Annotated in this window: 24 protein-coding genes and 8 tRNA genes; 12 read left to right on the top strand and 20 right to left on the bottom strand. The window is 72.8% G+C overall.

Going from position 1 to position 24,336, the window contains the following annotated elements:
- Positions 1-34: 34 nt before the first annotated feature.
- The 8 genes from ACFVUH_RS15480 to pgsA all read right to left on the bottom strand — a co-directional run bounded on the left by ACFVUH_RS15480 (position 35) and on the right by pgsA (position 6,646).
- Positions 35-793, bottom strand: a complete 759-nt coding sequence (locus ACFVUH_RS15480) for a YebC/PmpR family DNA-binding transcriptional regulator (RefSeq protein ID WP_355374443.1) — start codon at positions 791-793, stop codon at positions 35-37.
- Positions 794-885: 92 nt separating this feature from the next.
- Positions 886-1,503: a pyridoxal 5'-phosphate synthase glutaminase subunit PdxT gene (pdxT, locus tag ACFVUH_RS15475; RefSeq protein ID WP_387913626.1), complete on the bottom strand. Its 618-nt coding sequence runs from the start codon at positions 1,501-1,503 to the stop codon at positions 886-888.
- Between the two features lie 89 nt (positions 1,504-1,592).
- Entirely contained in the window at positions 1,593-2,504 is a 912-nt protein-coding gene (gene pdxS / locus ACFVUH_RS15470; protein WP_350545123.1) for a pyridoxal 5'-phosphate synthase lyase subunit PdxS, read from the bottom strand.
- A 178-nt stretch (positions 2,505-2,682) separates the two neighbouring features.
- Positions 2,683-3,228: a hypothetical protein gene (locus tag ACFVUH_RS15465; protein WP_380685660.1), complete on the bottom strand. Its 546-nt coding sequence runs from the start codon at positions 3,226-3,228 to the stop codon at positions 2,683-2,685.
- 29 nt (positions 3,229-3,257) lie between these two features.
- The gene (locus ACFVUH_RS15460; protein ID WP_355374449.1) at positions 3,258-3,626 is read right to left on the bottom strand and encodes an isomerase; all 369 of its coding nucleotides are present in this window, start codon (positions 3,624-3,626) and stop codon (positions 3,258-3,260) included.
- 69 nt (positions 3,627-3,695) lie between these two features.
- The gene (locus tag ACFVUH_RS15455) at positions 3,696-4,877 is read right to left on the bottom strand and encodes a glycosyltransferase family 4 protein (RefSeq protein ID WP_355374451.1); all 1,182 of its coding nucleotides are present in this window, start codon (positions 4,875-4,877) and stop codon (positions 3,696-3,698) included.
- A gap of 67 nt (positions 4,878-4,944) precedes the next feature.
- Complete coding sequence (locus ACFVUH_RS15450; RefSeq protein ID WP_387913625.1) at positions 4,945-5,952, bottom strand: phosphatidylinositol mannoside acyltransferase; 1,008 nt, start codon at positions 5,950-5,952, stop codon at positions 4,945-4,947.
- A gap of 46 nt (positions 5,953-5,998) precedes the next feature.
- The gene (gene pgsA, locus ACFVUH_RS15445; protein WP_355374457.1) at positions 5,999-6,646 is read right to left on the bottom strand and encodes a phosphatidylinositol phosphate synthase; all 648 of its coding nucleotides are present in this window, start codon (positions 6,644-6,646) and stop codon (positions 5,999-6,001) included.
- 214 nt (positions 6,647-6,860) lie between these two features.
- Between pgsA and ACFVUH_RS15440 the strand changes: the two genes are divergently transcribed.
- Positions 6,861-8,918: an elongation factor G-like protein EF-G2 gene (locus ACFVUH_RS15440; RefSeq protein WP_387913624.1), complete on the top strand. Its 2,058-nt coding sequence runs from the start codon at positions 6,861-6,863 to the stop codon at positions 8,916-8,918.
- A 15-nt stretch (positions 8,919-8,933) separates the two neighbouring features.
- Here ACFVUH_RS15440 and ACFVUH_RS15435 read toward each other — a convergent pair whose 3' ends face one another.
- Complete coding sequence (locus ACFVUH_RS15435; RefSeq protein WP_387913623.1) at positions 8,934-9,359, bottom strand: thiol-disulfide oxidoreductase DCC family protein; 426 nt, start codon at positions 9,357-9,359, stop codon at positions 8,934-8,936.
- 195 nt (positions 9,360-9,554) lie between these two features.
- Here ACFVUH_RS15435 and ACFVUH_RS15430 point away from each other — a divergent pair, with 195 nt between their 5' ends.
- On the top strand, positions 9,555-11,201 hold the full coding sequence (locus ACFVUH_RS15430) for a hypothetical protein (protein WP_355374465.1): 1,647 nt from the start codon (positions 9,555-9,557) through the stop codon (positions 11,199-11,201).
- 76 nt (positions 11,202-11,277) lie between these two features.
- Here the strand turns inward: ACFVUH_RS15430 and ACFVUH_RS15425 are convergent, their stop codons facing one another.
- The 4 genes from ACFVUH_RS15425 to ACFVUH_RS15410 form a co-directional block, all read right to left on the bottom strand.
- On the bottom strand, positions 11,278-11,838 hold the full coding sequence (locus tag ACFVUH_RS15425; protein ID WP_355374467.1) for an HIT domain-containing protein: 561 nt from the start codon (positions 11,836-11,838) through the stop codon (positions 11,278-11,280).
- 81 nt (positions 11,839-11,919) lie between these two features.
- Positions 11,920-13,899, bottom strand: a complete 1,980-nt coding sequence (gene thrS, locus ACFVUH_RS15420) for a threonine--tRNA ligase (protein ID WP_387913622.1) — start codon at positions 13,897-13,899, stop codon at positions 11,920-11,922.
- Between the two features lie 99 nt (positions 13,900-13,998).
- The gene (locus ACFVUH_RS15415; RefSeq protein WP_387913620.1) at positions 13,999-15,195 is read right to left on the bottom strand and encodes a hypothetical protein; all 1,197 of its coding nucleotides are present in this window, start codon (positions 15,193-15,195) and stop codon (positions 13,999-14,001) included.
- A gap of 31 nt (positions 15,196-15,226) precedes the next feature.
- Positions 15,227-15,781 (bottom strand): DUF4365 domain-containing protein, encoded by a 555-nt coding sequence (locus tag ACFVUH_RS15410; protein WP_355374474.1) that lies wholly within the window; start codon positions 15,779-15,781, stop codon positions 15,227-15,229.
- Between the two features lie 154 nt (positions 15,782-15,935).
- On the opposite strand from ACFVUH_RS15410, the gene ACFVUH_RS15405 reads away from it, so the two are divergent.
- Complete coding sequence (locus tag ACFVUH_RS15405) at positions 15,936-16,703, top strand: exonuclease domain-containing protein (protein ID WP_387913619.1); 768 nt, start codon at positions 15,936-15,938, stop codon at positions 16,701-16,703.
- Between the two features lie 65 nt (positions 16,704-16,768).
- On the opposite strand, the gene ACFVUH_RS15400 is transcribed toward ACFVUH_RS15405, so the two are convergent.
- From ACFVUH_RS15400 to ACFVUH_RS15390, 3 genes are all read right to left on the bottom strand, one after another.
- Positions 16,769-16,840, bottom strand: a tRNA-Val gene (locus ACFVUH_RS15400).
- A gap of 205 nt (positions 16,841-17,045) precedes the next feature.
- Positions 17,046-17,117, bottom strand: a tRNA-Val gene (locus ACFVUH_RS15395).
- 101 nt (positions 17,118-17,218) lie between these two features.
- Complete coding sequence (locus tag ACFVUH_RS15390) at positions 17,219-17,740, bottom strand: TIGR02611 family protein (RefSeq protein ID WP_355374479.1); 522 nt, start codon at positions 17,738-17,740, stop codon at positions 17,219-17,221.
- 194 nt (positions 17,741-17,934) lie between these two features.
- Between ACFVUH_RS15390 and ACFVUH_RS15385 the strand changes: the two genes are divergently transcribed.
- Positions 17,935-18,348, top strand: coding sequence for an SsgA family sporulation/cell division regulator (locus ACFVUH_RS15385; protein WP_030056266.1), 414 nt, complete (start codon positions 17,935-17,937; stop codon positions 18,346-18,348).
- Between the two features lie 337 nt (positions 18,349-18,685).
- Positions 18,686-19,255, top strand: coding sequence for a CGNR zinc finger domain-containing protein (locus ACFVUH_RS15380; RefSeq protein WP_387913618.1), 570 nt, complete (start codon positions 18,686-18,688; stop codon positions 19,253-19,255).
- A gap of 16 nt (positions 19,256-19,271) precedes the next feature.
- Here the strand turns inward: ACFVUH_RS15380 and ACFVUH_RS15375 are convergent, their stop codons facing one another.
- A complete protein-coding gene (locus ACFVUH_RS15375) occupies positions 19,272-19,760 on the bottom strand; it encodes a hypothetical protein (RefSeq protein WP_387913616.1) in 489 nt (162 codons plus the stop codon).
- A 167-nt stretch (positions 19,761-19,927) separates the two neighbouring features.
- Here ACFVUH_RS15375 and ACFVUH_RS15370 point away from each other — a divergent pair, with 167 nt between their 5' ends.
- The gene (locus ACFVUH_RS15370; RefSeq protein ID WP_355370771.1) at positions 19,928-20,428 is read left to right on the top strand and encodes a DsbA family protein; all 501 of its coding nucleotides are present in this window, start codon (positions 19,928-19,930) and stop codon (positions 20,426-20,428) included.
- 4 nt (positions 20,429-20,432) lie between these two features.
- Here the strand turns inward: ACFVUH_RS15370 and ACFVUH_RS15365 are convergent, their stop codons facing one another.
- From ACFVUH_RS15365 to ACFVUH_RS15355, 3 genes are all read right to left on the bottom strand, one after another.
- The gene (locus ACFVUH_RS15365) at positions 20,433-21,275 is read right to left on the bottom strand and encodes a GNAT family N-acetyltransferase (RefSeq protein ID WP_387913614.1); all 843 of its coding nucleotides are present in this window, start codon (positions 21,273-21,275) and stop codon (positions 20,433-20,435) included.
- 94 nt (positions 21,276-21,369) lie between these two features.
- Positions 21,370-22,200, bottom strand: coding sequence for an aminotransferase class IV (locus ACFVUH_RS15360; RefSeq protein WP_387913613.1), 831 nt, complete (start codon positions 22,198-22,200; stop codon positions 21,370-21,372).
- Positions 22,201-22,269: 69 nt separating this feature from the next.
- Entirely contained in the window at positions 22,270-23,331 is a 1,062-nt protein-coding gene (locus tag ACFVUH_RS15355) for a chorismate-binding protein (protein ID WP_387913612.1), read from the bottom strand.
- Positions 23,332-23,622: 291 nt separating this feature from the next.
- On the opposite strand from ACFVUH_RS15355, the gene ACFVUH_RS15350 reads away from it, so the two are divergent.
- The 6 genes from ACFVUH_RS15350 to ACFVUH_RS15325 all read left to right on the top strand — a co-directional run bounded on the left by ACFVUH_RS15350 (position 23,623) and on the right by ACFVUH_RS15325 (position 24,260).
- Positions 23,623-23,695 (top strand) — tRNA-Gly (locus ACFVUH_RS15350).
- Between the two features lie 40 nt (positions 23,696-23,735).
- Positions 23,736-23,809 (top strand) — tRNA-Cys (locus ACFVUH_RS15345).
- Between the two features lie 34 nt (positions 23,810-23,843).
- Positions 23,844-23,918, top strand: a tRNA-Val gene (locus tag ACFVUH_RS15340).
- A 27-nt stretch (positions 23,919-23,945) separates the two neighbouring features.
- Positions 23,946-24,017: transfer RNA gene (locus ACFVUH_RS15335), tRNA-Val, on the top strand.
- A gap of 58 nt (positions 24,018-24,075) precedes the next feature.
- Positions 24,076-24,147, top strand: a tRNA-Val gene (locus ACFVUH_RS15330).
- Positions 24,148-24,188: 41 nt separating this feature from the next.
- Positions 24,189-24,260: transfer RNA gene (locus ACFVUH_RS15325), tRNA-Val, on the top strand.
- The last annotated feature ends 76 nt before the right edge of the window (positions 24,261-24,336 follow it).

Genomic DNA, 24,336 nt, shown 5'->3' with positions numbered 1-24,336 from the left:
GTCCTGGGGACCGCCGGGCCGGGAGGGGGCACGATCACTCGGCGTCGAGCTGCGCACCGACCTCGTCGCTGATGTCGAAGTTGGCGAAGACGTTCTGCACGTCGTCGCTGTCCTCGAGGGCGTCGATCAGCTTCAGGATCTTGCGGGCGCCGTCGACGTCCAGCTCGACCTGCATGCTCGGCAGGAAGTTGGCCTCGGCCGAGTCGTAGTCGACGCCGGCGTCCACCAGGGCGGTGCGGACGGCGACCATCCGGGAGGCCTCGGAGACGATCTCGAAGGAGTCGCCGAGGTCGTTGATCTCCTCGGGCTCCTGGTCCAGGACGACCTCGAAGAGCTTGTCCTCGTCCACGCCGTCCGCCTTGGGGACGATCACGACGCCCTTGCGGGTGAACAGGTAGGAGACCGAGCCCGGGTCGGCCATCGAGCCGCCGTTGCGGGTCATCGCCACGCGCACGTCGGAGGCGGCACGGTTGCGGTTGTCGGTGAGGCACTCGATGAGCACCGCGACACCGTTCGGGCCGTAGCCCTCGTACATGATGGTCTGGTAGTCGGCTCCGCCGGCCTCCAGGCCGCCACCGCGCTTGACGGCGCGGTTGATGTTGTCGATCGGGACCGAGCTCTTCTTCGCCTTCTGGATGGCGTCGTAGAGCGTCGGGTTGCCGGCCGGGTCGGGGCCGCCGGTGCGCGCCGCCACCTCGATGTTCTTGATCATCTTGGCGAAGAGCTTGCCGCGCTTGGCGTCGATCACGGCCTTCTTGTGCTTGGTGGTAGCCCACTTAGAGTGGCCGGACATCGCCAGCTCCTTTACGTCGCCAAAGGGAAATGAACAGATGAGATCTTACCGGTGCGGCCGCCGCCGGACCGCACACGGTCACGCACGCGCGGTCACGCGGCGACGAGGTGCTCCTCGACCATGCGCACGAAGTAGGCGTGCACCCGGTGGTCGCCGGTGAGCTCCGGGTGGAACGAGGTGGCCAGCAGGTTGCCCTGGCGCACGGCCACGATCCGGCTCTCCGGGCCGTCGGCGGCCGGCAGCTCGGCCAGCACCTCGACGGCCGCGCCGACCGACTCCACCCAGGGGGCGCGGATGAACACGCCGTGCACCGGGGCGTCGTCCAGGCCGCGGAAGGCGATGCCGGACTCGAAGGACTCGTTCTGGCGGCCGAAGGCGTTGCGGCGCACCGTCATGTCGATGCCGCCGACCGTCTCCTGGTCCTCGCGCCCGTCCAGGATCTTGTCGGCCAGCATGATCATGCCGGCGCAGGTCCCGTACACCGGCATGCCGGCGGCGACCCGCTCGCGCAGCGGGTCCATCACGCCGAACAGCAGCGCCAGCTTGGACATCGTGGTGGACTCCCCGCCGGGGATCACCAGCGCGTCGACCTCGGCCAGCTCCTCCGCGCGACGGACCGGACGCGCCAGCGCGTCGGCCTCGGCCAGGGCGACCAGGTGCTCGCGGACATCACCCTGGAGGGCGAGGACGCCGATGACTGGAGTGGACACTTCTCGTACCTCTTGACTCTCGAACTCGACGACGCACGGCGGCCCGCCGCGCCGATGATCTCACCGCGCGGCGGGCCGTCCACAGCGCATTACCAGCCGCGGTTGGCGTACCGCTCGCTCTCCGGCAGGGTGTCGCAGTTGATGCCGACCATGGCCTCGCCCAGGTTGCGGGAGGCGTCGGCGATGATCTTCGGGTCGTCGAAGAAGGTGGTGGCCTTGACGATCGCGGCGGCGCGCTTGGCCGGGTCGCCCGACTTGAAGATGCCCGAGCCGACGAAGACGCCCTCGGCACCCAGCTGGCGCATCAGCGCGGCGTCGGCCGGGGTGGCCACGCCACCGGCGGAGAACAGCACGACCGGCAGCTTGCCGAGCTCGGCGACCTCCTTGACCAGCTCGTACGGGGCGCGCAGCTCCTTGGCGGCGGCGAACAGCTCGTTGTGGTCCAGGGCGCGCAGGTGGCCGATCTCGTTCTTGATCTGGCGCAGGTGGCGGACCGCCTCGACGACGTTGCCGGTGCCGGCCTCGCCCTTGGAGCGGATCATGGCCGCGCCCTCGGCGATGCGGCGCAGCGCCTCGCCCAGGTTGGTGGCACCGCAGACGAAGGGGGTGGTGAAGGCCCACTTGTCGGAGTGGTTGACCTCGTCGGCCGGGGTCAGCACCTCGGACTCGTCGATGTAGTCGACACCCAGCGACTGCAGGACCTGGGCCTCGACGAAGTGGCCGATCCGGGACTTCGCCATGACCGGGATCGAGACCGCGCCGATGATCTCCTCGATCATGTTCGGGTCCGACATGCGCGCCACGCCGCCGTCCTTGCGGATGTCGGCCGGCACCCGCTCCAGGGCCATGACGGCCACAGCGCCGGCGTCCTCGGCGATCTTGGCCTGCTCGGCGTTGACCACGTCCATGATCACACCGCCCTTGAGCTGCTCGGCCATGCCGCGCTTCACCCGGGCGGTACCGATCTGCGGCTGGTCTGCGGTGGTGGGGGTGGTGGACACGTGAGACCTCACTCGAAGATGAACCAGTGCTATCGCCCTATGGTAGGCGGAAGAAACCGGCCCTCCATGCGCCACCAAGTCCAGCCGGTCCGGTGGGATACGACAAAGAGGCCGTATCCGGGGCAAGCCGCCACCGCAGGTGGAGCGGGTGCCACGGACAGGTGCCGCCAGGCACGGCCTAGGCCGGAGCACCCTCAGGAGTGAGCGCCACCGGCGGCGCGTCGTCCATCTCGAAGGCCATCGGGAACGGCGCCTTGCCCGCCAGCCGGAAGTACCGCACCAGCCGGTGCTCGCGCACCGCCCGCGCCGCCCGCACCGCGTCGTTGTGGAACCGCCGCGCCATCGGCACCCGCCGCACCGCCGCCGTCAGATCCCGCACCGCGTCCTCGCCGCCCGGCTCCGCCACCAGCGCCGCCACCTGCTCCGACTCCGCGAACACCGCCCGCAGCGCCAGGCTCAGCTGACTCTCCGCCACCTCGCGCTGCTCGTCCTCCGCCTGCCGCGCCGCGTGCGCCGCGTCCAGCAGCAGCAACGACGCCGCCGGATCCAGCAGCGACGACGTCGCCAGCTCCATCGCCACCGACGCCCGGCGGACCAGCTGCGCGTCCAGCGCCGCACGGGCGGCGTCGATCCGGGCGTGCAGCCGGTCCAGCCTTCCGGCCGTCCAACTCAGGTACATGCCGAACAGCACCACGGCCACGCCGGCCCAGATCCAGGTAGTCACGGGGCGCTACGCTACCGGGTGCCCCCGGTTCACCCCTCGATCGCGGTGTTCCGGTACGCCTCGCGGTCGATGTCGCGCACGTCCACCGCCAGGTGCAGCCGCTCCCCCGGCGCCGGCTTCACCCGCTCCGCCAGCAGCGCCAGCACCCCCTCGGTGAGCGCCGACTTCGCCTCCGGGCTGCGCCCCGGGAAGATCTGGAACTGGACGAACACCTGCGCCTCGGGGCGCTCGCCGAAGCCGACCACGACCTCCGGGTCGGTCGGCCGGAAGATCGTCTTGCAGCCCTCCGGCTGGGCGGCGATGGTCTCCACCGCCAGCCGGTTGATCGCCAGGCCCAGCTCACGGCGGTCGAAGGAAGCGGCCAGGCTCGGGGAGTAGTCGACGGAGATCTGCGGCATCGGGCCCTCCAGGGACACGGGGACTGCGGACGGTGGAACCGTCCGACCTTAACCGCGCCCGCCGCCCGTTCAGTCCCGGGCCAGCCCGAACCGGCCGCGCCGCCCGCTGCGCTCGTCCTCCACCACCGCGGCCTCCCCCGCCGTCACCGTCTCGTACACGGCCAGGATGTCCGCGCCCACCGTCGACCAGTCGAACCGCCGCACGTGCCGCGACGCCGCCTTGCGCAGCTCCTCCAGCCGCGCCGGATCCCCGAGCAGCCGCACCGCGGTGCGCGCCAGCGCGTCCGCGTCCTCCACCGGGAACAGCTCGCCCGCGTCCCCGCCGTCCAGCACCTGCTTGAACGCGTCCAGGTCGCTCGCCAGCACCGGCGCCCCCGCCGACATCGCCTCGACCAGGATGATCCCGAAGCTCTCGCCGCCGGTGTTCGGCGCCACGTACAGGTCCACGCTGCGCAGCAGCCGGGCCTTGTCCCGGTCGCTCACCATGCCCAGGAACTCCACCTGCGCCCGGACCTCCGGCGCCAGCCCGGCGACCGCCTCCTCCTCGTCGCCCTTGCCCGCCACCAGCAGCCGCACCCCCGGCCGCTCCGCGAGGATCCGCGGCAGCGCCGCCAGAAGCGTCGGCAGCCCCTTGCGCGGCTCGTTGATCCGGCCGATGAAGCCGATCGTCCCCGGCCGCCCCTCGGCCGCGCCGCCGCTCCACCGCTCGTCCGGCTCCGCGCCGGCGAAGAAGCCCACGTCCACGCCGTTGGGGATCACCACCGCGTCCCCGCCCAGGTGCTCCACCAGGGTGCGCCGCGCGTACTCGCTCACCGCGATCCGCGCCCGCATCTTCTCCAGCCCCGGCTGCAGGATCGGCGAGGCCGCGATCATCGCCCGCGAGCGCGGGTTCGAGGTGTGGAAGGTGCCCACCATCGGCCCCGACGCCGACCACGCCGCCAGCATCGACAGGCTCGGCGAGGCCGGCTCGTGCACGTGCAGGATGTCGAACCGCCCCTCGTGCAGCCACCGCCGCACCCGGGCCGCCGACAGGATCCCGAAGCTCAGCCGCGCCACCGAGCCGTTGTACGGCACCGCCACCGCCCGCCCCGCCGACACCACGTACGGCGGCAGCGCCTCGTCGTCCTCGGCCGGCGCCAGCACCGACACCTCGTGGCCCAGGCCGATCAGGTGCTCGGCGAGGTCCCGGATGTGGAACTGCACGCCACCGGGGACGTCCCAGTCGTACGGGCAGACGATGCCGATCTTCACGGGTCTCCTCGAATCCTGCGGGCGGTGCGGGTACGGGTACGGACTGCGGTCGGGCGGACGGGCGCGCTCAGGCCCCCGACGCCTCGGCCGCCGGCTCCCCGGCCGACTCCGCCGCCGGACGGACGGCAGGCTCCCGAACGGCCGGACGGGCGCCGCCCGCGGCCCGGGACGCCCCCGCCTCCACCGTCTCACGGACCGGGAGGTCGGCCAGCCAGAAGCGCTGCAGCATGTGCCAGTCCTCCGGGTGCTCCCGGATCGCCGCCTCCCACACCCCGGCCATCGCCTGCGTCATCACCCGGGTCTTCTCCGCCCGGTCGCCCTGCGCCGGCACCACGACCTCCGGGTGCACCTGCGCCCGCATGGTCCGACCCTCGTACCAGACCGACACCGGCAGCAGCGCCGCCCCGGTCCGCTGGCACAGCGCCGCCGGACCGGCCGGCATCCTCGTCGCCTCACCGAAGAACGACACCTCGATGCCCGCCTCCGAGAGGTCCCGGTCCCCCACCAGGCAGACCAGCTTCCCCGCCCGCAGCCGCCGCGCCAGCGTGCCCACCACGCTCACCGAGCCGCCGGTCAGCGCCAGCACCTCCATGCCCAGGCTCTCCCGGAACGCCACGAACCGGTCGAACAGCCGCTCCGGCTTCAACCGCTCCGCCACCGTCGTGAACGGGTACCCCCGGCTCGCCACCCAGGCGCCCGCCAGGTCCCAGTTGCCCATGTGCGGCAGCGCCGCCACCACGCCCCGCCCGGCGTCCAGCGCCTGCTGCACGTGCTCGAAGCCGTCCACCCGCACGTCGCGCAGCACCCGCCCGCGGCCCCACACCGGCAGCCGGAACGACTCCTGCCAGTACCGCATGTACGAGCGCATCCCGGCACGCGACAGCTCCCGCAGCCGGGCCTCGTCCGCCTCCGGGCACACCCGCAGCAGGTTCGCCTCCAGCTGCAGCACCCGCTTGCCGCGCCGCCGCCACGCGTAGTCCGCCAGCCGGTCGAACAGCGCCCGCGCCGCCGGCTCGGGCAGGTGCTTGAGCGCCCCCCAACCCGCCGCGTACGCCGTGTACACCAGTCGGTCCACCGCTCGGTCCTTCACCGCGACTCGGTCCTCCACCGCGGGCCCCCTCTCAGCTTCCGGCCGCCACGCGGTCCGCCTCGAACGCCTCACGGCGCACCTGCAGCATCCGCTGGAACACCGTCACCAGGCTGCCGACCGCCACCAGCCACAGCGCCACCGGCAGCAGCCACTCCACGTACGGCACCCCGAACGTGTGCAGACCCGCCACACCGGCCGCCACCAGACTGATCACCAGCCGCTCGGCCCGCTCCACCAGCCCCGACACGTCGCACGGCAGCCCCTGGCTCTCCGCCCGCGCCTTGGTGTACGACACCACCAGCCCGCTCGCCAGGCAGAACACCGCCACCGCGCACAGCAGGTCGTTGTCGCCCTTGCCCGCGTACCACATGGCCAGACCACCGAAGATCGCCGCGTCGGCGACCCGGTCCAGCGTCGAGTCCAGGAACGCCCCCCACTTCGTGGACCGCCCCAGCTGCCGCGCCATGTTCCCGTCCACCAGGTCCGAGAAGATGAACAGCGTGATCGTGATGGTGCCCCAGAAGAACTCCCCGCGCGGGAAGAACGCCAGCGCACCCGCCACCGAACCGGCCGTACCGACCAGCGTCACGGTGTCCGGGCTCACACCCAAACGGATGAGGAACGCGGCGAACGGGGTCAGGACACGTGTGAAGAAGGCACGCGCGTATTTGTTGAGCATGGCCTTCCCGACCGCTCCGATCTCCCTGGTACCCGCCTGCGGCCAGATGCGCGGCAGACGACCCGATGGATCAGCCCATCCGGCGCACCCATCGTAGCCACGCCCACCGACCTCCCCCGCGCACACACCACCCCCGGATGCCGCTCGCGCGCCCCTCGGTGCCCCCGCCCCTAGACTTTCACCGACAGCCTCGGCGCGACGGGAGGAGACCCCGATGCCCGACCGCAGCAACGCCAGAGCCGGCCAGGCCCCCGCCGTCACCGGCCCGAGCGACCTGCGCAACGTCGTCCTCATCGGCTGCGCCGGCGTGGGCAAGACCACCCTCGCCGAATCCCTCGCCCACGCCGCCGGTGCCATCGGCCGCCCCGGACGGGTGACCGACGGCACCACCGTCTCCGACCACGAATCCATCGAGCACCAGCAGCAGCGCTCCGTGCAGCTCTCCGTGCTCCCCCTGGAGTGGCGCGGCACCAAGATCAACCTGATCGACCCGCCCGGCCACCCCGACTTCGCCGCCGACCTGCGCGCCGCCCTGCACGCCGCCGACGCCGCCGTCTTCGTCGTCTCCGCCACCGACCCCGTCACCGCCCCCACCCGCGCCCTGTGGCGCGAGTGCGCCGCCGAGAACATCCCGCGCGCCATCGCCGTCGCCAAACTCGACATCGCCCGCGGCAGCCTCGACGACATCCTCACGGCCTGCCACGACGCCTTCGGCCTCGGCCCCGACACCCTCCGGCCGCTCTTCCTGCCCGTCCACCACGACGGCCACCCCGACGGCAGCGTCGACCTCCTCACCGGCCACACCTACGGCCAGGCCGACCCCCTGCTCGACACCGCCCCCGCCCGCGAGAGCCTCGTCGAGGCCATCTCCGGCCAGGACGACACCCTCATGGAGCAGTACCTCACCGGCGGAACCCCCGACACCGACTCCCTCGAAGCCGGCATGCGCCGCGAAGTCCTCGCCTGCACCCTCCACCCCGCCGTCCCCACCAGCGAACACGGCCTCGGCGCCACCGAACTCCTCGATCTCATCACCACCACCTTCCCCACCCCCGCCGAACGCACCCGCCCCGCCCCCGACTGCGACCCCGAAGCACCCCTCGCCGCCCAGGTCGTCCGCGTCACCGGCGACGCCTACGTCGGCCGCATCAGCCTGCTGCGCCTCTACGCCGGCACCCTGCGCCCCGACACCCGCATCCGCCTCACCGGCCCCGACCACCCCGCCGAGCAGGACGGCGAGGAGCGCGTCACCGGCCTCACCAGCCCCTTCGGCAAGCTCCAGCGACCCGTCCCGCACGCCGTCGCCGGCGACCTCGTCTGCGCCGCCAAACTCACCACCGCCCGCGCCGGCGACACCGTCCAGGAACCCGGCGGGCAACTCGAACTCGACACCTGGACCCTGCCCGAACCCCTCCTGCCCATCGCCGTCGAGGCCCACAGCAAGGCCGACGACGACAAGCTCTCCCAGGCCCTCTCCCGGCTCGCCGCCGAGGACCCCGCGCTACGCCTCGAACAGAACCCCGACACCCACCAGCTCGTCCTCTGGTGCACCGGGGAGGCCCACGCCGACGCCGTGCTCGACCGGCTGCGCAACCGTCACGGTGTCCACGTCGACACCGTCGAGCACAGGGTCGCCCTGCGCGAGACCTTCGGCACCGCCGCCGCCGGCCACGGGCGCCTCGTCAAACAGTCCGGCGGCCACGGCCAGTACGCCATCTGCGACCTGGAGGTCGAACCCCTCCCCGCCGGATCCGGCTTCGAGTTCCAGGAACACGTCGTCGGCGGCTCCGTCCCCAAGCACTTCATCCCCTCCGTCGAGAAGGGCGTCCGCGCCCAGCTCGCCAAGGGCGTCGCCACCGGCCACCCGCTCGTCGACATCCGGGTCACCCTCACCGACGGCAAGGCGCACTCCGTCGACTCCTCCGACGCCGCCTTCCAGAACGCCGCCGCCCTCGCCCTGCGCGACGCCGCCGAACACGCCGTCATCCGGCTCCTCGAACCCGTCGCCGCCGTCAGCGTCCTGCTGCCCGACGACTACCTCGGCGCCGTCCTCGGCGACCTCTCCGCCCGCCGCGGCCGCGTCCTGGGCACCGAGACCGGCGGCCCCGGCCTCACCCTGCTGCGCGCCGAGGTCCCCGAACTCGAACTCGCCCGCTACCCCGTCGACCTGCGCTCACTGACCCACGGCACCGCCGAGTTCACCCGCGCCCACCTGCGCCACGAACCCATGCCGGCCGCCCTCGCCGCCCGCTTCAACGGCCGGGAGGACTAGAGCCTTTCCCAAGGCTCAGCGCCGCGGCAGCGCGCAGGCCGGCGTCCCGCCCGGCATCCGGTGCCGGTTCTTCGCCACCCAGCGGTACACCGGCGCCGCCACCGGCCGCACCGGCGCCAGCGCCAGCACCCCGCCCAGGTACGCCCACACCCCGCCCGAACGCATCAGCAGCCGCGCCACGGCCTGCGCCCCGCCGTACACCCGGCCCGCCGGCGTCACCCAGAGCACCTCGCGCTCCGCGCGCTCCCAGGACACCTCCGCGCGCCCCCCGGCCACCGCGTCCAGCCCCGCCAGGTCCGCGAACTGGAACGGCACCGCCTCCCAGCCCCCCGACGCCAGCGTCTGCCGCAGAAAGCGCTCCGCCCAGGTCACGCACGTCGTGCAGAACCCGCAGTCCCCGTCGAACACCAGCACCGGATCCGTCAGCCCACCACTCTCCATGCCGCCATCGTGCACCATCCCGTCCGACCGCCCGTGACCGGGCACCGGCCGGTGCGTCGAACGGTCGAAACGTGGGCATCATGCCCCACAGGTCCATCGTGGCCCGTTCGTGACGGCACTTCAGACGATCATGCCCGCGCCGGCACCCCGGCACGGTAACCTGCCGCAGGACAAAGGGGAGGAGGGGACGCCACCGTGACCACACTCGACATGACTCCGGGTGCGCAGATACCCCGGACCGACGCCGGCCCGCAGACCGCCGGCACCCAGGCGCTCTCCTCGGCCGCCTACCGCGACAGCAACCTGGAGGAGGGCGCCGGCAAACTCGACGGCGTCAGCGCGAAGAAGGGCCGCTTCGCCCTGTTCGCGCCCAACTTCGGCGAGGCCTTCAGCAAGGCGCTCATCTCGCGCGCCCTCGGCGGCGACCGCAAGCCCCTGGTGCCCTCCTTCGGGGTGGAAACCCGCCAGATCGTCGAGCACGCCCTCGCCGCCGAGGAGATCCGCCGCAACCGCGACCGGCAGCTGTCCACCGTCTCCGTCGTCACCGGCCTGCTCTGCCTGCCCGGCGCCCTGGTCTGGCTCGGCGCCTTCCAGCTGCGCGCCTGGCTCAAGCGCGACAACCCCAAGAACGCCGGCGCCTACGGGGCCGCCGTCCTGCTGCTGGCCGCCGCGCTCGCCGTGCTGCTCGCGATCAAGCCACCGGCCGGCGGCATCCTCGGCCTCTACCTGCGCGTCGTCATGCTCGCCCCGGTGATCGGCTGGTACCTCGCCCGGCGCATCGTCGAACGCACCGCCGTCGAGCTGCGCGCCCGCTGGCTCTCCCTGGCCGACGGCAACGCCGTCGCCGCGACCGTCCCGATGGCCGTCCCCCGCGACGACCTCGACAAGAAGGCCGCCGACCTGCGGGCCAAACTCGGCCGCCTGGAGGCCGAGCAGGAGACCAACGTCCAGCACTACGCCGGCCCCAAGGGCATCCTCGGTGCCGGCCGCCGCTGGGGCGAGTGGAAGCTCATCGACACCCTGCGCCCCGCCGAGGGCCAGATCGACTTCCGCCAGTTCCACCCCTGGGACCTCGTCCGCAAGATCTCCGGCCACCTCAAGGCCCTGGGCATCAGCGAGGTCGCCAACAGCGGCATGCCCAACGTCCAGGTCAAGCAGTGGGTCGTCTTCGAGGTCGGCGAGAGCGCCGACGAGATCAGCCGCCCCGGCAGCGCCGACATGGACGGCGACCACATGCGCGACTTCGCCGTCCAGGCCATCGCCGACAAGCAGACCTTCGGCGGCGGCCCCCGGCACTACCTCGCCACCCAGTTCATCACCCACGACGGCAAGCTCGTCCTGACCTTCACCGTCACCGTCGTCCTGCTCGCCAACACCCTCAACATCACCGTCGCCGGCTACGCCCTCGGCCCGATCAACGGCTTCTTCTTCGACAAGCCCAAGGACAAGGAGAAGTCGGTCTCCAAGACCTTCCGGTTCTGGGAGGACCGCACGGTCAAGCTCCCGCTGATCGACAACGACGAGGTCGTCCGGCAGGCCGTCCGCGCCCCCTTCTACCGGACGCCCAGCCTGCTCTCCTGGCTCGGCGGCGGCCTCGGCCTGCCCGAGCCCTTCGGCCTGCGGCACAGCTGGGCCGGTCAGCCCTGGGGCACCCGCACCATGGCCGACAACGCGCTCAACGCCTCCCACCCGGTGCTCGCCGCGGTCCACACCGCCACCCTGGAGTTCCTCGCCGAGCACGACCTCGACACCGAGCGCGCCTTCAAGGGCCGCGCGGCCGGGCTCAAGGCCGAGGCCCAGGGCAGCCGCCCGTTCAGGGTCGACCAGTACGACGCCGGCTGAACCGGCCACCTGGCCACCGACACCACAGGGCCCCCGCCGACCGTCGAGTCGGCGGGGGCCCTGCGCGTCGCGGGTCTCAGCCCTTCGGCCAGGCCTCGGCCAGCATCTTCCGGGTGTCCGCCAGCAGTTGCGGCAGCACCTTGGTGTGGCCGACCACCGGCATGAAGTTGGTGTCCCCGCCCCAGCGCGGCACCACGTGCTGGTGCAGGTGGGCCGCGATGCCGGCGCCGGCCGCCGCGCCCTGGTTCATGCCGATGTTGAAGCCGTGCGCGCCCGAGGCCGCGCGCAGCGCCGTCATCGCCTTCTTGGTGAACACCGCCAGCTCGGCCGTCTCCGCCTCGTCCAGCTCGGTGTAGTCCGCCGCGTGCCGGAACGGGACCACCATGAGGTGCCCGCCGTTGTACGGGTACAGGTTGAGCACCGCGTACACGGATTCGCCGCGCGCGACGACCAGCCCGTCCTCGTCGCTCAGCGACGGGATCGAGCAGAACGGGCAGCCGTCGTCCGGAGCCGGGCCGGTGGGCTTGTTCTCGCCCTGGATGTAGGCCATCCGATGGGGGGTCCACAGGCGGCGGAAGCCGTCCGGCTCCCCGACGCCCTGCTGCAGTTCCGGCTCAGTCGTCATGCTGATCAGCATATTCGCCCAACCGTGCTTGCAAAGCCGCGCGGGGCGGACTCCCGAAGGAGCCCGCCCCGCGCTCACGCCCGACGCTCGGCGTCAGACCTGGATCCGGCGCTCGACCGCGTCCACGATCTCGGTGACCGCGTCGGCCAGCGGCACGCCGTTCTTCTGCTCGCCGTTGCGGTAGCGGAAGGAGACCGCGCCCGCCTCGACGTCGTCGTTGCCGGCGATCAGCATGAACGGGACCTTGCTGCGCTGGGCGTTGCGGATCTTCTTCTGCATCCGGTCGTCCGAGGTGTCCACCTCGACCCGGATCCCGCGCTTCTTCAGCTCGGCCGCGACCTCCAGCAGGTACGGCACGTGCTCGTCGGTGATCGGGATGCCGGTCACGGTGACCGGGGCCAGCCACGGCGGCATGGCACCGGCGTAGTGCTCCAGCAGCACCGCGAAGAAGCGCTCGATCGAGCCGAACAGCGCCCGGTGGATCATGACCGGCCGCTGGCGCGAGCCGTCCGCCGCCGTGTACTCCAGGTCGAAACGCTCGGGCAGGTTGAAGTCCAGCTGGATGGTCGACATCTGCCAGGTGCGCCCGATGGCGTCCCGCGCCTGCACCGAGATCTTCGGGCCGTAGAAGGCCGCGCCGCCCGGGTCCGGGACCAGCGGCAGGCCCTGCTTCTCGGCCACCGCGGCGAGGACGGCGGTGGCCTCCTCCCACGTCGCGTCGTCGCCGACGAACTTCTCCGGGTCCTTGGTGGACAGCTCCAGGTAGAAGTCGGTCAGACCGTAGTCGCGCAGCAGGTTGAGCACGAAGGTGAGGGTCGAGTCGAGCTCGTCCGCCATCTGCTCGCGGGTGCAGTAGATGTGCGCGTCGTCCTGGGTGAAGCCGCGGGCACGGGTCAGGCCGTGCACCACGCCGGACTTCTCGTACCGGTACACCGTGCCGAACTCGAACAGGCGCAGCGGCAGTTCACGGTACGAGCGGCCGCGCGCGTCGAAGATCAGGTTGTGCATCGGGCAGTTCATCGGCTTGAGGTAGTAGTCCACGCCCTCGTCGAGCTGCATGGGCGGGTACATGCCGTCCGCGTACCAGTCCAGGTGTCCGCTCTTCTCGAAGAGCTTCCCCTTGGTGGCGTGCGGGGTGTAGACGAACTCGTAGCCCTCCTCCTCGTGCCGGCGGCGCGAGTAGTCCTCCATGGCGCGGCGGATGATGCCGCCCTTGGGGTGGAAGACGGCGAGGCCGGAGCCGATCTCCTCGGGGATGGAGAAGAGGTCGAGCTCGTTGCCGAGCTTGCGGTGGTCGCGCTTGGCGGCCTCCTCCAGGAACTCCAGGTGCGCCTTGAGCTCGTCCTTGCTCGGCCAGGCGGTCCCGTAGAGGCGCTGGAGCATGGGGTTCTTCTCGCTGCCGCGCCAGTAGGCGGCGGCGGAGCGCATGATCTTGAACGCCGGGATCATCCGGGTGCTGGGCAGGTGCGGGCCGCGGCACAGGTCGCCCCAGCACTGCTCGCCGCTCTTGGCGTCCAGGTTGTCGTAGATGGTGAGCTCGCCGGCGCCGACCTCGACGTCGGCACCCTCGCCGGCGGTGGCGGCGGAACCCTTGAGGCCGATCAGCTCCAGCTTGTACGGCTCGTGGGCCAGCTCCTCGCGGGCGGCCTCGTCGGTGACCACCCGGCGGGAGAACTTCTGCCCGCGCTTGATGATCTCCTGCATCTTCTTCTCGATGGCCTTGAGGTCATCGGGGTGGAACGGCGTCGCGACGTCGAAGTCGTAGTAGAAGCCGTCCTTGACCGGCGGGCCGATGCCGAGCTTGGCCTCCGGGAAGAGCTGCTGCACGGCCTGGGCCATGACGTGCGCGGTGGAGTGGCGCAGGATGTCGAGGCCGTCCTGGCTGCTGATCCCGACCGGCTCGACCTCGTCGCCGTCCTGGAGGGCGTAGGCCAGGTCCCTGAGCCGGCCGCCGACGCGGGCGGCGATGATCGAGCGGTCGTCGGCGAAGAGCTCGGCGGCCGTAGTGCCCGTGGTCACCACGCGCTCTTCCCGATCGGGTTCGCGGTTGATGATTACCCGGACGTCCGTCACCGGTCTCTCCTGACGTGCTGGATTCAGAGGACGCAGCACAGCGCTGCGCCTGACGATGGTACCGAGAGCGGTGGCCCCACCGTCACCTCCGTACCCTTCCTACGCGTCCTTCCCGCTCCGCCCCTCCCCCAGGATCTTGAGCAGGCGCTCCCGCTCGGCCTCCTCCAGCCCGCAGGGTTCCGGGCCGGTGGGCCGGACGAGCCGGCGGAAGCCGCCGCGCCGCTCCAGGCGGCCGCTGATCCGCACGGGGGTGCCGGCCAGGTGGGCCTCGGCGGCGATCCGGTAGGCCGGGTCGGGCAGCCGGACCTTGACCTCGTCGACCTCGGCGCCGCCGAGCACCCGCAGGCGCACGCTGCCCGGCCCGGCGGGGTCGGCGCGCTTGAGACGGACGACGAGGCCGACCAGGGTGACGGCGACCGCGGGCTCGATGCGTTCGAGCAGGTCGGCGGCCTCCGCGAGGGCGGGCAGGTCGCCGGGCGAGAATTCGACGGCGATCCGGCGGTCGCCGAAGCCGCCCGGGGTGCCGGCGGCGGCCGACCAGGCGACGGTGAACCGGCCGGCGGTGGCGCCGCGCACCAGGTCCTGGACGGATTCGACCAGTTCGCGGCTGACGCCGGACTGGACGGCGTTCTCGAAGGCCTCGCCGCCGCCGCTGACCCGCCGGTAGTCGACGGCGTCGCGCAGCGCCTCCAGGGCGCGGACCAGGGTGGTGACCGCCGCCCGGCCCTCGGGCGCGGGTGTGTAGGCGGTCAGGCCGGGGCCGGCGGCGACGACCAGGACCCGGTCGAGGAAGTCGCCGGCCCAGGCGTCGAGGCGGGCGCCGAAGTAGGCGGCGCGGGTGCGGCCGGCCTTGGCGCCGGCGGCGAGCATGGCGCGGGCGGCGTGCCGGAGCCGTTCGGTGTCGTCCCAGGGCGCGGCGCCGGGGGCGGGGGCACCGGCGGGTGCGGCGAGGTCGCGGTGCCACTGGAGTTCGTCGCCGGGGACGGCCAGCGCGAGCAGGATGGCGCGGGCGGAGGGGCTGGCGGAGCGGGCGAGGGCGGTGACGGCGTCGGTGAGCAGCTCGACCGCGTCGTCGAAGCCGTCGCCGGCGGGGACGAGCAGGCTGACGCCGGGGTCGGTGCCCTCGGGGGGCGTCCAGCGGCCGTAGCGGGCGGAGGGTCCGCCGCGCCGGACCCAGCCGTGCCGGGCGAGCAGGGTGGCGAGCACCGCGGGGTCGACGGCGCCCGGATCGGGCAGCGGCCCGGTCTGCGGCGGTTCGCCGAGCGTGGGACGCATCGGCCCGTGGGGCAGTGTCATGGGGCGGCTCCTCCCGGCCGGGGCCGGGCCGTCACGGGCTGCCGCCCGCGCCGACCCTGGCCATGATGTCGCACAGGGCGCGGTCGTCGAAGACCTTCGCGGTGGGGACGCGGACGTTGGTCCGGCGCTGCCCGGTGATCGGGTGGCCGGCCAGGTTGACCCAGTAGCAGCAGTGCCGCAGTTCGAGGGCGTCGGGGCGGGCGGCCAGCCAGCGGTCGACGCGGCGGGGCAGCAGCATGACGACGAGGATCCGGGGCACGGCGACCCGGGGGCGGGCGAGCTTGCGCAGGTGGTCGTTGTCCAGGGTGAAGGAGAAGAAGGGGCCGCGCGGGTCGGCGGCGATCTGCTGGGTGGCCTTCAGCTGGATCTTGACGGTGACCTCGTCGTCGACCTCGTGGCTGCGCGAGCCGTGGCTGACCTGCCAGTCGATGCCGTTGTCGGGGAACGGCTGGGAGAGCGAGCAGCCGGCCGCGGCGGCGACCGCGTGCAGGTAGCCGACCTGCAGGGTCTCCATGCAGGCGGTCACCGCCAGGTCGCCCCGCAGGACGGCCGCCGCCTCCTCGGGCTGCGGCTGCGTCAGCGCCATGACCGTCCGGCCTCCCCCGTCCCTCAGGGGCCCGTCCGGATTCGAACAGGGCGCCCGTGGGCAGGGTGCCCGGCCGGTGCGGCGCCAAACGGTTGAGGAGGCGTCAGGGGCGGGTATCACCGGGGCGGGACCGCGCAGTTTTCGAGGGGCAGTCATGCAGCAGCACTGGTTCACCGGCCCGCTCGCCTCCTTCGACACCGAGACCACCGGCGTGGACGTCGAGACCGATCGCATCGTCTCGGCCGCCCTGGTCGTCCAATCGGCCCCGGGCGCCGTCCCGGTGGCCACCGACTGGCTCGCCGATCCCGGCGTGCCGATACCCGACGGCGCCCGCGCGGTGCACGGGATCAGCGACGAGACGGTGCGGGCGCACGGGCGGCCGGCCGCGGTGGTGGTGGCGGAGCTGGCCGCCGCGCTCACCGAGCAGGCCCGGGCCGGGCGGCCGGTGGTGGTGATGAACGCGCCGTACGACCTGACGCTGCTGGACCGGGAGTTGCGCCGGCACCGCGGACTCTCGCTGGCCGGGGCGATCGGCCCGGGCGAGCTGCTGGTACTGGATCCGCGGGTCCTGGACAAGTACGTGGACCGTTACCGCCGCGGCCGGCGGACGCTGACCGACCTGTGCGCGCACTACGGGGTGGAGCTGGCCGGGGCGCACGACGCGGGGGCGGACGCGACGGCGGCGCTGGAGCTGGTGCGGGCCATCGGCACACGGTTCCCGAGGGCACTGGGCGGGCTGACGGCGATGGAGCTGCACCAACGGCAGACGGTCTGGCACGCGGCGCAGGCGCGCGGGCTGCAGGCGTGGTTCGACCGGTCGGGGGCGGACGAACGGGTGGACCTGTCGTGGCCGCTGCGGCCGGCCCGGTGCGGTTGCGGCCGCCGGCTGTCGCCGGAGCACGCGTGCGAGGCGGCGGCGTAGCCGCCGGGCCCGGGAACGCCGCAGGCCCTGACCGGTCTCCCGATCAGGGCCTGCGTGCTGTCCGGTGGGCGATACTGGGATCGAACCAGTGACCCCTTCGGTGTGAACGAAGTGCTCTCCCGCTGAGCTAATCGCCCGGGCAACGAGAAGAACTGTAGCACCATTCGGGCGGTGTCGTACAACTCGTTCGGGGAGTGCCGCCGACGCATCCGCAGAACTCCCGCGCGAAGCGGAAGATGACTGCCCCTCAGCACATTCCCGACACCGTTCGGCGGATTGCGGAAATACATGTGAGGCCCAGCCGAAAATCGGCTGGGCCTCACATATCACAATGCATTCCGGTGGGCGATACTGGGATCGAACCAGTGACCCCTTCGGTGTGAACGAAGTGCTCTCCCGCTGAGCTAATCGCCCGGGTGCAGAGAAAACATTACCGCATCCCGGAGGATGCTCCGAACACTCCGCCATCCCCGGACGGCCCCGCCCGGGGGCGGCGGCGGACGGGCCCGGGCGGCTCAGTCCTCGTGGATCTTCCAGGGCATGACCAGCCCGTACTTCCACAGGTACCAGCCGCAGAGCGCGGCGATCACGGCCAGGCCGATCGCGGTGAGCGTCAGGTTGCGGCGCCGCACCCGCGGGTCCAGGGCCTTCTGCGCGGCCTCGGCCACCTTGCGGCGGGTCCAGCGCAGCACCAGCTGGGCCCAGACGAACTCGGTCGCCCAGATGCCCATGCCGAGGAAGATGACCACCCAGCCGGGGCCGGGCAGCGGAAGCATGATCACACCGAGCACCACCACGGCGAGACCGACCAGGAAGACGGCCACCTGCCAGCTCAGGTGCAGCGGACGGGAACGGCGGATGAACCCCGGGGCGCGCGAGCCCAGCGGCTTGTCACCCTCCGTACCGCCCTCGGCGCCGTTGCCGCCGGCCCCGTCGCCCGCCTCCGTCGGCACCCCCGTGTCGTCCGGCACGATCGCATCCCCCGTTCCGGTGTTCCCGCCCGCGTCCCCGCGTGCCTCGTCGCTTCGCACAGTCATGCCAGGAAACTAACCGAGAAGCGGACCGGTAATCGCCCGGCGGGCACTCTGTGGCGATTCCGCAATGCGCCGTAAGGGGTACGACTCGCGCCCGAATCGGGACAGAGGGGTTTACATCGGTCGTGGAGGTGGGATGGTCCGTTCGCCGACGTGCGATTCCCCGAGCGCACACTGAGCGAAAGGCCATGGCGCTTATGAACACCACGGTCAGCTGCGAGCTGCACCTGCGCCTCATCGTGTCCAGCGAGTCCTCACTGCCCGTCCCCGCGGGCCTGCGCTACGACACCGCCGACCCCTATGCCGTGCACGCCACCTTCCACACCGGCGCCGACGAGACCGTGGAGTGGGTGTTCGCCCGAGATCTCCTTGCGGAGGGGCTGCACCGACCCACCGGTACGGGCGACGTCCGGGTGTGGCCCTCGCGCAGCCACGGGCAAGGGGTGGTCTGCATCGCCCTGAGCTCTCCGGAAGGAGAAGCCCTGCTGGAGGCCCCGGCCCGGGCGCTTGAGTCGTTCCTCAAGCGGACGGACGCCGCCGTTCCCCCCGGCACCGAACACCGTCACTTCGACCTCGACCGGGAGCTGTCCCACATCCTCGCCGAAAGCTGACCCCGACCGGAGGCGGTCGCACCCCGCTGCACGCGGGGTCGTAACCCCTGCCGTCAACCGCAGCCGTCCTACTCGGGGGCACGGCAGCAGACTCAGCCGCGCACGACGCGGTCTCGGGGCCGGTGACGAAACGGTTCTCTCCCCACCGGAGCGGGCCGGAAGCACCGAAGGCGCCCGGCAGCGAGGCCGTTTTCCGCGGAAATCTCCGCACAGAGTGACGGGATCCGTACGCATCTTCGACGGAAGCCACCGCCGCACGTCGCACCACCCCGGTAAGGTCTGGGAATGACCCGTAGTCGCGGGGTGCCCACGGCCCCCTCCGCGCGAGGAGCCGCCCGTGCTGATCACCCATGACACCGAGTGCGCACTGAGCATCCTCGTCGAGCTGCTCAACACCGCACCCGAGGTGTGCGGCACCGAGCTGCTGCCCGACGTGGCCGCGCTCGACGCCTTCGTGGTCCGGCAGGAGATCAGCGAGGTCGACTCGCTGACCGACGCCGATCTGCACCAGGTGCACCGGCTGCGCTCCCGGTTGCGCGAGGTCTTCGGCACGGAGTCCACCGAGGAGGCCGCCGAGCTGGTCAACGCCCTGGTCGCGGCGGCCGGCACCACGCCCCGGCTGACCAACCACGACCACCACGGGTGGCACATCCACTACTTCGCGCCGCACGCCGCCCTCAGCGACCACCTGGCCGCCGAGATCGGCATGGCGCTGGCGTTCATCCTCACCGCCGGCGAGCGCGAGCGGCTGCGCCGCTGCGAGGCGCCGGACTGCGCGCGGGTCTTCGTCGACCTCTCGCGCAACCGCTCGCGCCGCTACTGCGACAGCCGGACCTGCGGGAACCGGCTGCACGTGGCCGCCTACCGGGCCCGCCAGCGCTCGGCGGAGACGGTCCCCTCGGCCTGAGCGCCGCGCACCGGGCTCAGATGCCGCGGCGGCGCAGGATCTCCTCGATGTCCGCGAACTCGCCGAGCCCGTCGTCGCCCTTGCCCTTTCCCGCGCTCTTGGCCTTCTCGGCGCGCTTCGGCTCCGCCTGGGCGCCCTGGCCGGCGGGAGCCACGGCCGGACGGACCGGAGCGGGCCCGGCGGCGGGGGCGGCGCTCTCGCGTCCCTCGGTCACGGCGCCGCGCCGGCCCACCCAGCGGGTGGTGACGAGCAGCCCCGCCGAGACCGCCAGCAGCACGATGCCGGTCCACACCCGGGGGTCGAAGACCAGCTTGACCGCCCAGTCGGCGATCTCGTCGCCGATCGTCCGGGCCACCGGGAACAGGCCGGTCAGGTAGAGGCCGGCGGGCAGCAGCGCGACGGCGAACCAGCGGGTCGCGGAGAGGAAGCGCCGGCGGTAGGCACGCAGGCCCGCCACCGCCACGCCGCCCGCGGTGAGCGCGAAGGCGACCGCCGCCGTCAGCACGGCCGCCTCCCCGCGGCCGTCGTCCCGGGCGCTCCGGGCGTCGCTCCGGATGTCGGACTGCCAATCGGACTGATCATCTCGTCGGACCTCCCACTACCTCGGTCTGGCGAATCGGCCGGGCCCGGCCGCCGGAACGTCACGGGCCCCACTGATGGAACACTGGGGGCATGATCGAAGGTTCCCTCCCCCGTCTCGAGTTCTGGTGCGAACTGCAGTGCCCGGACTGCCGCACCGCCCTGGGCGACGTCCGCGCGCTGCGTGCCCGCTACGGCGACGCGCTGCCGATCGAGCTGCGGCACTTCCCGCTGGAGAAGCACAAGCACGCCTACCCCGCCGCCGAGGCGGCCGAGGAGGCCTTCGCGCAGGGCCTCGGCTGGCCGTTCGTCGAGGCCCTGCTGGAGCGGGTCGAGGACCTGGAGGCGCGCGGCACCCAGGTGCTGCTGGAGGTGGCCGGGCAGGTGGGGGTGGACGCCGAGGAGGTGGACACCGCGCTGGTGGACGGGCGGCACATGCTGACCGTGGACGCCGACCAGGCCGAGGGCCGGGCGATCGGGGTGACGGGCACGCCGACGTACGTGGTAGCCGGGCAGCGCTTCGACGGCGGGCAGAGCCAGGACGGCCTGCTGGAGCGCGTCATCGCCGCCGTCGAGGCCGCGCGGGCGTCCTGACCCGTCACAGCAGCGGCTTGCCGAACACCCGGTTGGTGACCCGGTAGCCGAGCGACTCGTAGAGGCGGATCGCGACCTCGTTGCCGCTGAAGACGTTCAGCCCGAGGTCGCGGACGCCCGCCGCCAGGCACTCGCGCTCGGCGAGGCGCATCAGCGTCCGGCCGTGGCCGCGGCCCCGGTGGGCGTCCGCCACCTCGACCACCATGACCCAGGCCAGCGGGGCGCCGTCGGGCAGGTCGCGCAGCCGCAGTGCCAGCCAGAGCGAACCCAGTGGCTCCTCCCCCGCCGCGTACAGGCGGCGCAGCGCGACGCCCGCGGTGTCCGCGCCCTGCGGCAGCAGTCTCACGTGGTCGGCGTCGGACTTGGCGCGGGCCTCCTCCGCGCCGAGGCCGGAGGCGCACAGGTCCTCCAGGTAGCCGGCCTTGGAGTCGGCCAGCCAGGCCGGGAACTCCTCGGCGCCGATCGGGCGCGCGGTGACGCCGGGCGGCAGGGCGGGCGGCGCGTCCAGCCGCTTGACCATGTTCCGCATCCGCTCGGTGTAGCCGAGGGTGACCGCGAGCGAGCGGGCGACCTGCGCGGACTCGGGGATGTCGGCGTCCACCCGGGTGCAGCCCCAGCCGCGCAGCACCTCCTCGGCGGCCAGCGCGCCGATCGTTCCGCGCCCCCGGCCGCGCCCGCTGCGGACCTCCAACTCGGCTATCTCGCCCCAGACTTGACTGCCACGCGGGACGGCGGTGGTGCGCAGGCCGCCGACCGGGCGGCCGTTGACGCAGATCTGCCAGCGCCGGGTGCGGCCGCCGGCGGGGGTGGGGGTCTCCGGGCTCTCGGGGCGCAGCGTGGTGGTCATGTCGGGGTCCCTTCCCCGCCGTCCGGCTCTTCTACCGGCCGGGACGCGTCGTCCCCGCCGCGGGGTTCCCGGCGGGGACGGCGCGGGGCGGTGCTCAGCGGTCCAGGTCGTCGCCGCTGCGCTCGGCGAAGGTGGCCATGGCCTTGGCGGTGACCGGGCCGGGGCCGGGCAGTTCGCGGTCGTCGACGCGGGTGACGGCCTGGACGTCGCGCAGCGAGGAGGTCAGGAAGATCTCCTCGGCCTCCCGGAGCGCGTCGAGCGGGAGGTCGGCCTCCTCGGCGCCGCACCAGTCGACGACGAGTCGGCGGGTGATGCCGGCCAGGCAGCCGGAGGCGAGCGGCGGGGTGAGCAGGCGGCCGTCGAGGACGACGAAGACGTTGGAGCCGGTGCCCTCGCAGAGCCGGCCGGCGGTGTTGGCGAGCAGTGCCTCGGAGGCGCCCGCGCGGTGGGCGGCGGCGAGGGCGACGACGTTCTCGGCGTAGGAGGTGGTCTTGAGGCCGGCGACGGCGCTGTACTCGTTGCGGCGCCAGGGGACGACGGTGACGGCGGTGGTGTCGGGGCGGCGGGTGGCGGTGCCGAGGGAGGCGACCAGGGTGGGGCCGGTGTCGCCGCGCTCGGAGCCGAGCGGCGCGGTGCCGCCGGTGTAGGTGATGCGCAGACGGCCGAGCGGCATCGGGTTGGCGGCGAGGACGGCCGCGCAGGCCTCGCGGACCCGGTCGTGGTCGGGGTCCGGCAGGCCGAGGCCGCGGGCGGAGCGGGTGAGCCGCTCCAGGTGGCGGGTGACGGCGAAGGCCTTGCCGTCGACGGCCTTCATGGTCTCGAAGACGCCGTCGCCGGTGGTGAGTCCGTGGTCGAGGACGGACAGGGCCGGGTCGGCGGAGTCGACGAGGGTGCCGTTGACCCAGCTGGTGGTCGGGTGCTGCATCGCGGGGTGCTCCTCGCGGGAGGGGTGCGGGCCGGCCGGAAGCGGGCGCGGTCCGGGGCGGGGTCGGGGTCAGTCGGTGTCGGGGCGGGGCTCGGTGCCCGACGCTATCGCGACCAACCGGGCGGCCTTCAGCTCGGTTTCCGCCCACTCGCGTTCGGGGTCGGAGCCCCAGGTGATGCCGGCGCCGGTGCCGAAGCGCAGTTCGGGCGCCGCCGGGTCGCTCCGGTCGATCCAGAAGGTACGGATGCCGACGGCGAGTTCGCCCTCGCCGCGATCCGCGTCGACCCAGCCGACGGCGCCGCAGTAGGGGCCGCGCGGGGCGGTCTCCAGGGCTTCGATGATCCGCAGGGCGCTGGACTTGGGGGCTCCGGTGACGGAGCCGGGCGGGAAGGTGGCGGCGAACAGGTCGGGCCAGCCGGTGTCCGGGCGCAGGGTGCCCTCGACGGTGGAGACCAGGTGGACCAGGCCGGGGTGCTTCTCGACCGCGCACAGGTCGGGCACGGTGACGGTGCCGGTGGCGCAGACCCGGCCGAGGTCGTTGCGGACCAGGTCGACGATCATCACGTTCTCGGCGTGGTCCTTGTCGAGCAGGTCGTGCTCGGTGCGGCCGGTGCCCTTGATCGGGCCCGAGGAGACGGTGCGGCCGGTGCGGCGCAGGTAGAGCTCGGGCGAGGCGGTGGCGATCTCCACGCCGTGCCCGGGCAGCCGGATCGTTCCGGCGTAGGGGGCCGGGTTCCCGTGGGCGAGCAGGCCGGTGAGGGCGTCGACGTCCGAGCGGGCGGGGTCGGGCAGCGGCGCGGAGAGCACCCGGCAGAGGTTGGCCTGGTAGACCTCGCCGGCCGCGATGTGCTCGCGGATGCGGCGCACGCCCGCGGTGTAGGCGGCGCGGTCGAGCGAGCTGCGCCAGGAGCCGGCGGCCGGGCCGTGCCAGCCGGCGCCGGAGGGCGGGGCAGGGGCCGGGCGGACGTCGTCGAAGCGGGCGCAGGTGAGCCGGCCCTCGAAGTCGTGCGCGACGGCCCACCAGCCGGCGGAGTCCAGGGCGGCCGGGTCGGAGGTGACGTCGCGCAGCCCGGTCGCGAGGCGGCCGCCGAAGCGGGCGAGGGGGTGCTGGGGGTCGGGGTGGCCGGACACGGTTCTCCTGCGCGGGGCTTTGCTGGGGGTTGCGGTGCCTGAAGTGTAGGTCGGGGGGCGCGAGCAGAACCGGCCGTCGCGCGGGCGTACGCCGGGTGACCTGCGGGTGTCACTCAGGGTGTCGTTCCACCGCCGCCGCGCCCGTCCGGGCCGGTCCGCGCCGGGGCGTCCGACGGCCGCCCGCCGGACATGCTGCGGGAACGGATTTTTAGCTGGCCCGGGAATCCGCTAGAGTTCAACACGTCGCCAGGGAGCGCAGCCGGGAAAACCGGTGAAGATCCCGGCAGACAGGCGGACGTGGCTCAGTTGGTAGAGCATCACCTTGCCAAGGTGAGGGTCGCGAGTTCGAATCTCGTCGTCCGCTCGACGAAGGACAGTGTAAGATCGTCCTTCGAGTGTTGCCTGGTGGAGTGGCCGAGAGGCGAGGCAACGGCCTGCAAAGCCGTCTACACGGGTTCAAATCCCGTCTCCACCTCCAAGAGGCTCGCCCGGCTCCGCCGGGTGGCCTCCCCGCGCGATTAGCTCAGCGGGAGAGCACTACCTTGACACGGTAGGGGTCACTGGTTCAATCCCAGTATCGCGCACCATGCCCGGCCCTGCCGGACACCTGCCCCGCGCGATTAGCTCAGCGGGAGAGCACCACCTTGACACGGTGGGGGTCACTGGTTCAATCCCAGTATCGCGCACGTCGGATCCTCCAGGATCTTCGGATCCCGGGGTTCGCTGCGGAACACCACCGCACCAGCGCGATTAGCTCAGCGGGAGAGCACTACCTTGACACGGTAGGGGTCACTGGTTCAATCCCAGTATCGCGCACGTCGGGTCCCTCGGGGCCTGCTGCAGGACCGCCTTACCAGGCGCGATTAGCTCAGCGGGAGAGCACTACCTTGACACGGTAGGGGTCACTGGTTCAATCCCAGTATCGCGCACAGTGACGGCCGGGGCCGCGACTCGAACGGGTCGCGGCCCCGGCCGTTTCGGCGTTCCCCGAACTGTTCTCGCGCG

It is taken from the genome of Kitasatospora sp. NPDC058032, assembly GCF_042885845.1.
In the GTDB taxonomy this organism is placed as follows: Bacteria; Actinomycetota; Actinomycetes; order Streptomycetales; family Streptomycetaceae; genus Kitasatospora.
Note: the sequence above shows the minus strand (reverse complement) of the source record. Positions and strands in the feature narration are given on the sequence as shown.

Excerpts from the sequence above, each read along its gene's own strand:
- ACFVUH_RS15480 (WP_355374443.1), bottom strand. The coding sequence starts at position 793 with ATGTCCGGCCACTCTAAGTGGGCTACCACCAAGCACAAGAAGGCCGTG.
- ACFVUH_RS15460 (WP_355374449.1), bottom strand. The coding sequence starts at position 3,626 with ATGCCGCAGATCTCCGTCGACTACTCCCCGAGCCTGGCCGCTTCCTTC.
- pgsA (WP_355374457.1), bottom strand. The coding sequence starts at position 6,646 with ATGCTCAACAAATACGCGCGTGCCTTCTTCACACGTGTCCTGACCCCG.
- ACFVUH_RS15440 (WP_387913624.1), top strand. The coding sequence starts at position 6,861 with ATGCCCGACCGCAGCAACGCCAGAGCCGGCCAGGCCCCCGCCGTCACC.
- ACFVUH_RS15435 (WP_387913623.1), bottom strand. The coding sequence starts at position 9,359 with ATGGAGAGTGGTGGGCTGACGGATCCGGTGCTGGTGTTCGACGGGGAC.
- ACFVUH_RS15425 (WP_355374467.1), bottom strand. The coding sequence starts at position 11,838 with ATGCTGATCAGCATGACGACTGAGCCGGAACTGCAGCAGGGCGTCGGG.
- ACFVUH_RS15415 (WP_387913620.1), bottom strand. The coding sequence starts at position 15,195 with ATGACACTGCCCCACGGGCCGATGCGTCCCACGCTCGGCGAACCGCCG.
- ACFVUH_RS15410 (WP_355374474.1), bottom strand. The coding sequence starts at position 15,781 with ATGGCGCTGACGCAGCCGCAGCCCGAGGAGGCGGCGGCCGTCCTGCGG.
- ACFVUH_RS15405 (WP_387913619.1), top strand. The coding sequence starts at position 15,936 with ATGCAGCAGCACTGGTTCACCGGCCCGCTCGCCTCCTTCGACACCGAG.
- ACFVUH_RS15390 (WP_355374479.1), bottom strand. The coding sequence starts at position 17,740 with ATGACTGTGCGAAGCGACGAGGCACGCGGGGACGCGGGCGGGAACACC.
- ACFVUH_RS15385 (WP_030056266.1), top strand. The coding sequence starts at position 17,935 with ATGAACACCACGGTCAGCTGCGAGCTGCACCTGCGCCTCATCGTGTCC.
- ACFVUH_RS15370 (WP_355370771.1), top strand. The coding sequence starts at position 19,928 with ATGATCGAAGGTTCCCTCCCCCGTCTCGAGTTCTGGTGCGAACTGCAG.
- ACFVUH_RS15365 (WP_387913614.1), bottom strand. The coding sequence starts at position 21,275 with ATGACCACCACGCTGCGCCCCGAGAGCCCGGAGACCCCCACCCCCGCC.
- ACFVUH_RS15360 (WP_387913613.1), bottom strand. The coding sequence starts at position 22,200 with ATGCAGCACCCGACCACCAGCTGGGTCAACGGCACCCTCGTCGACTCC.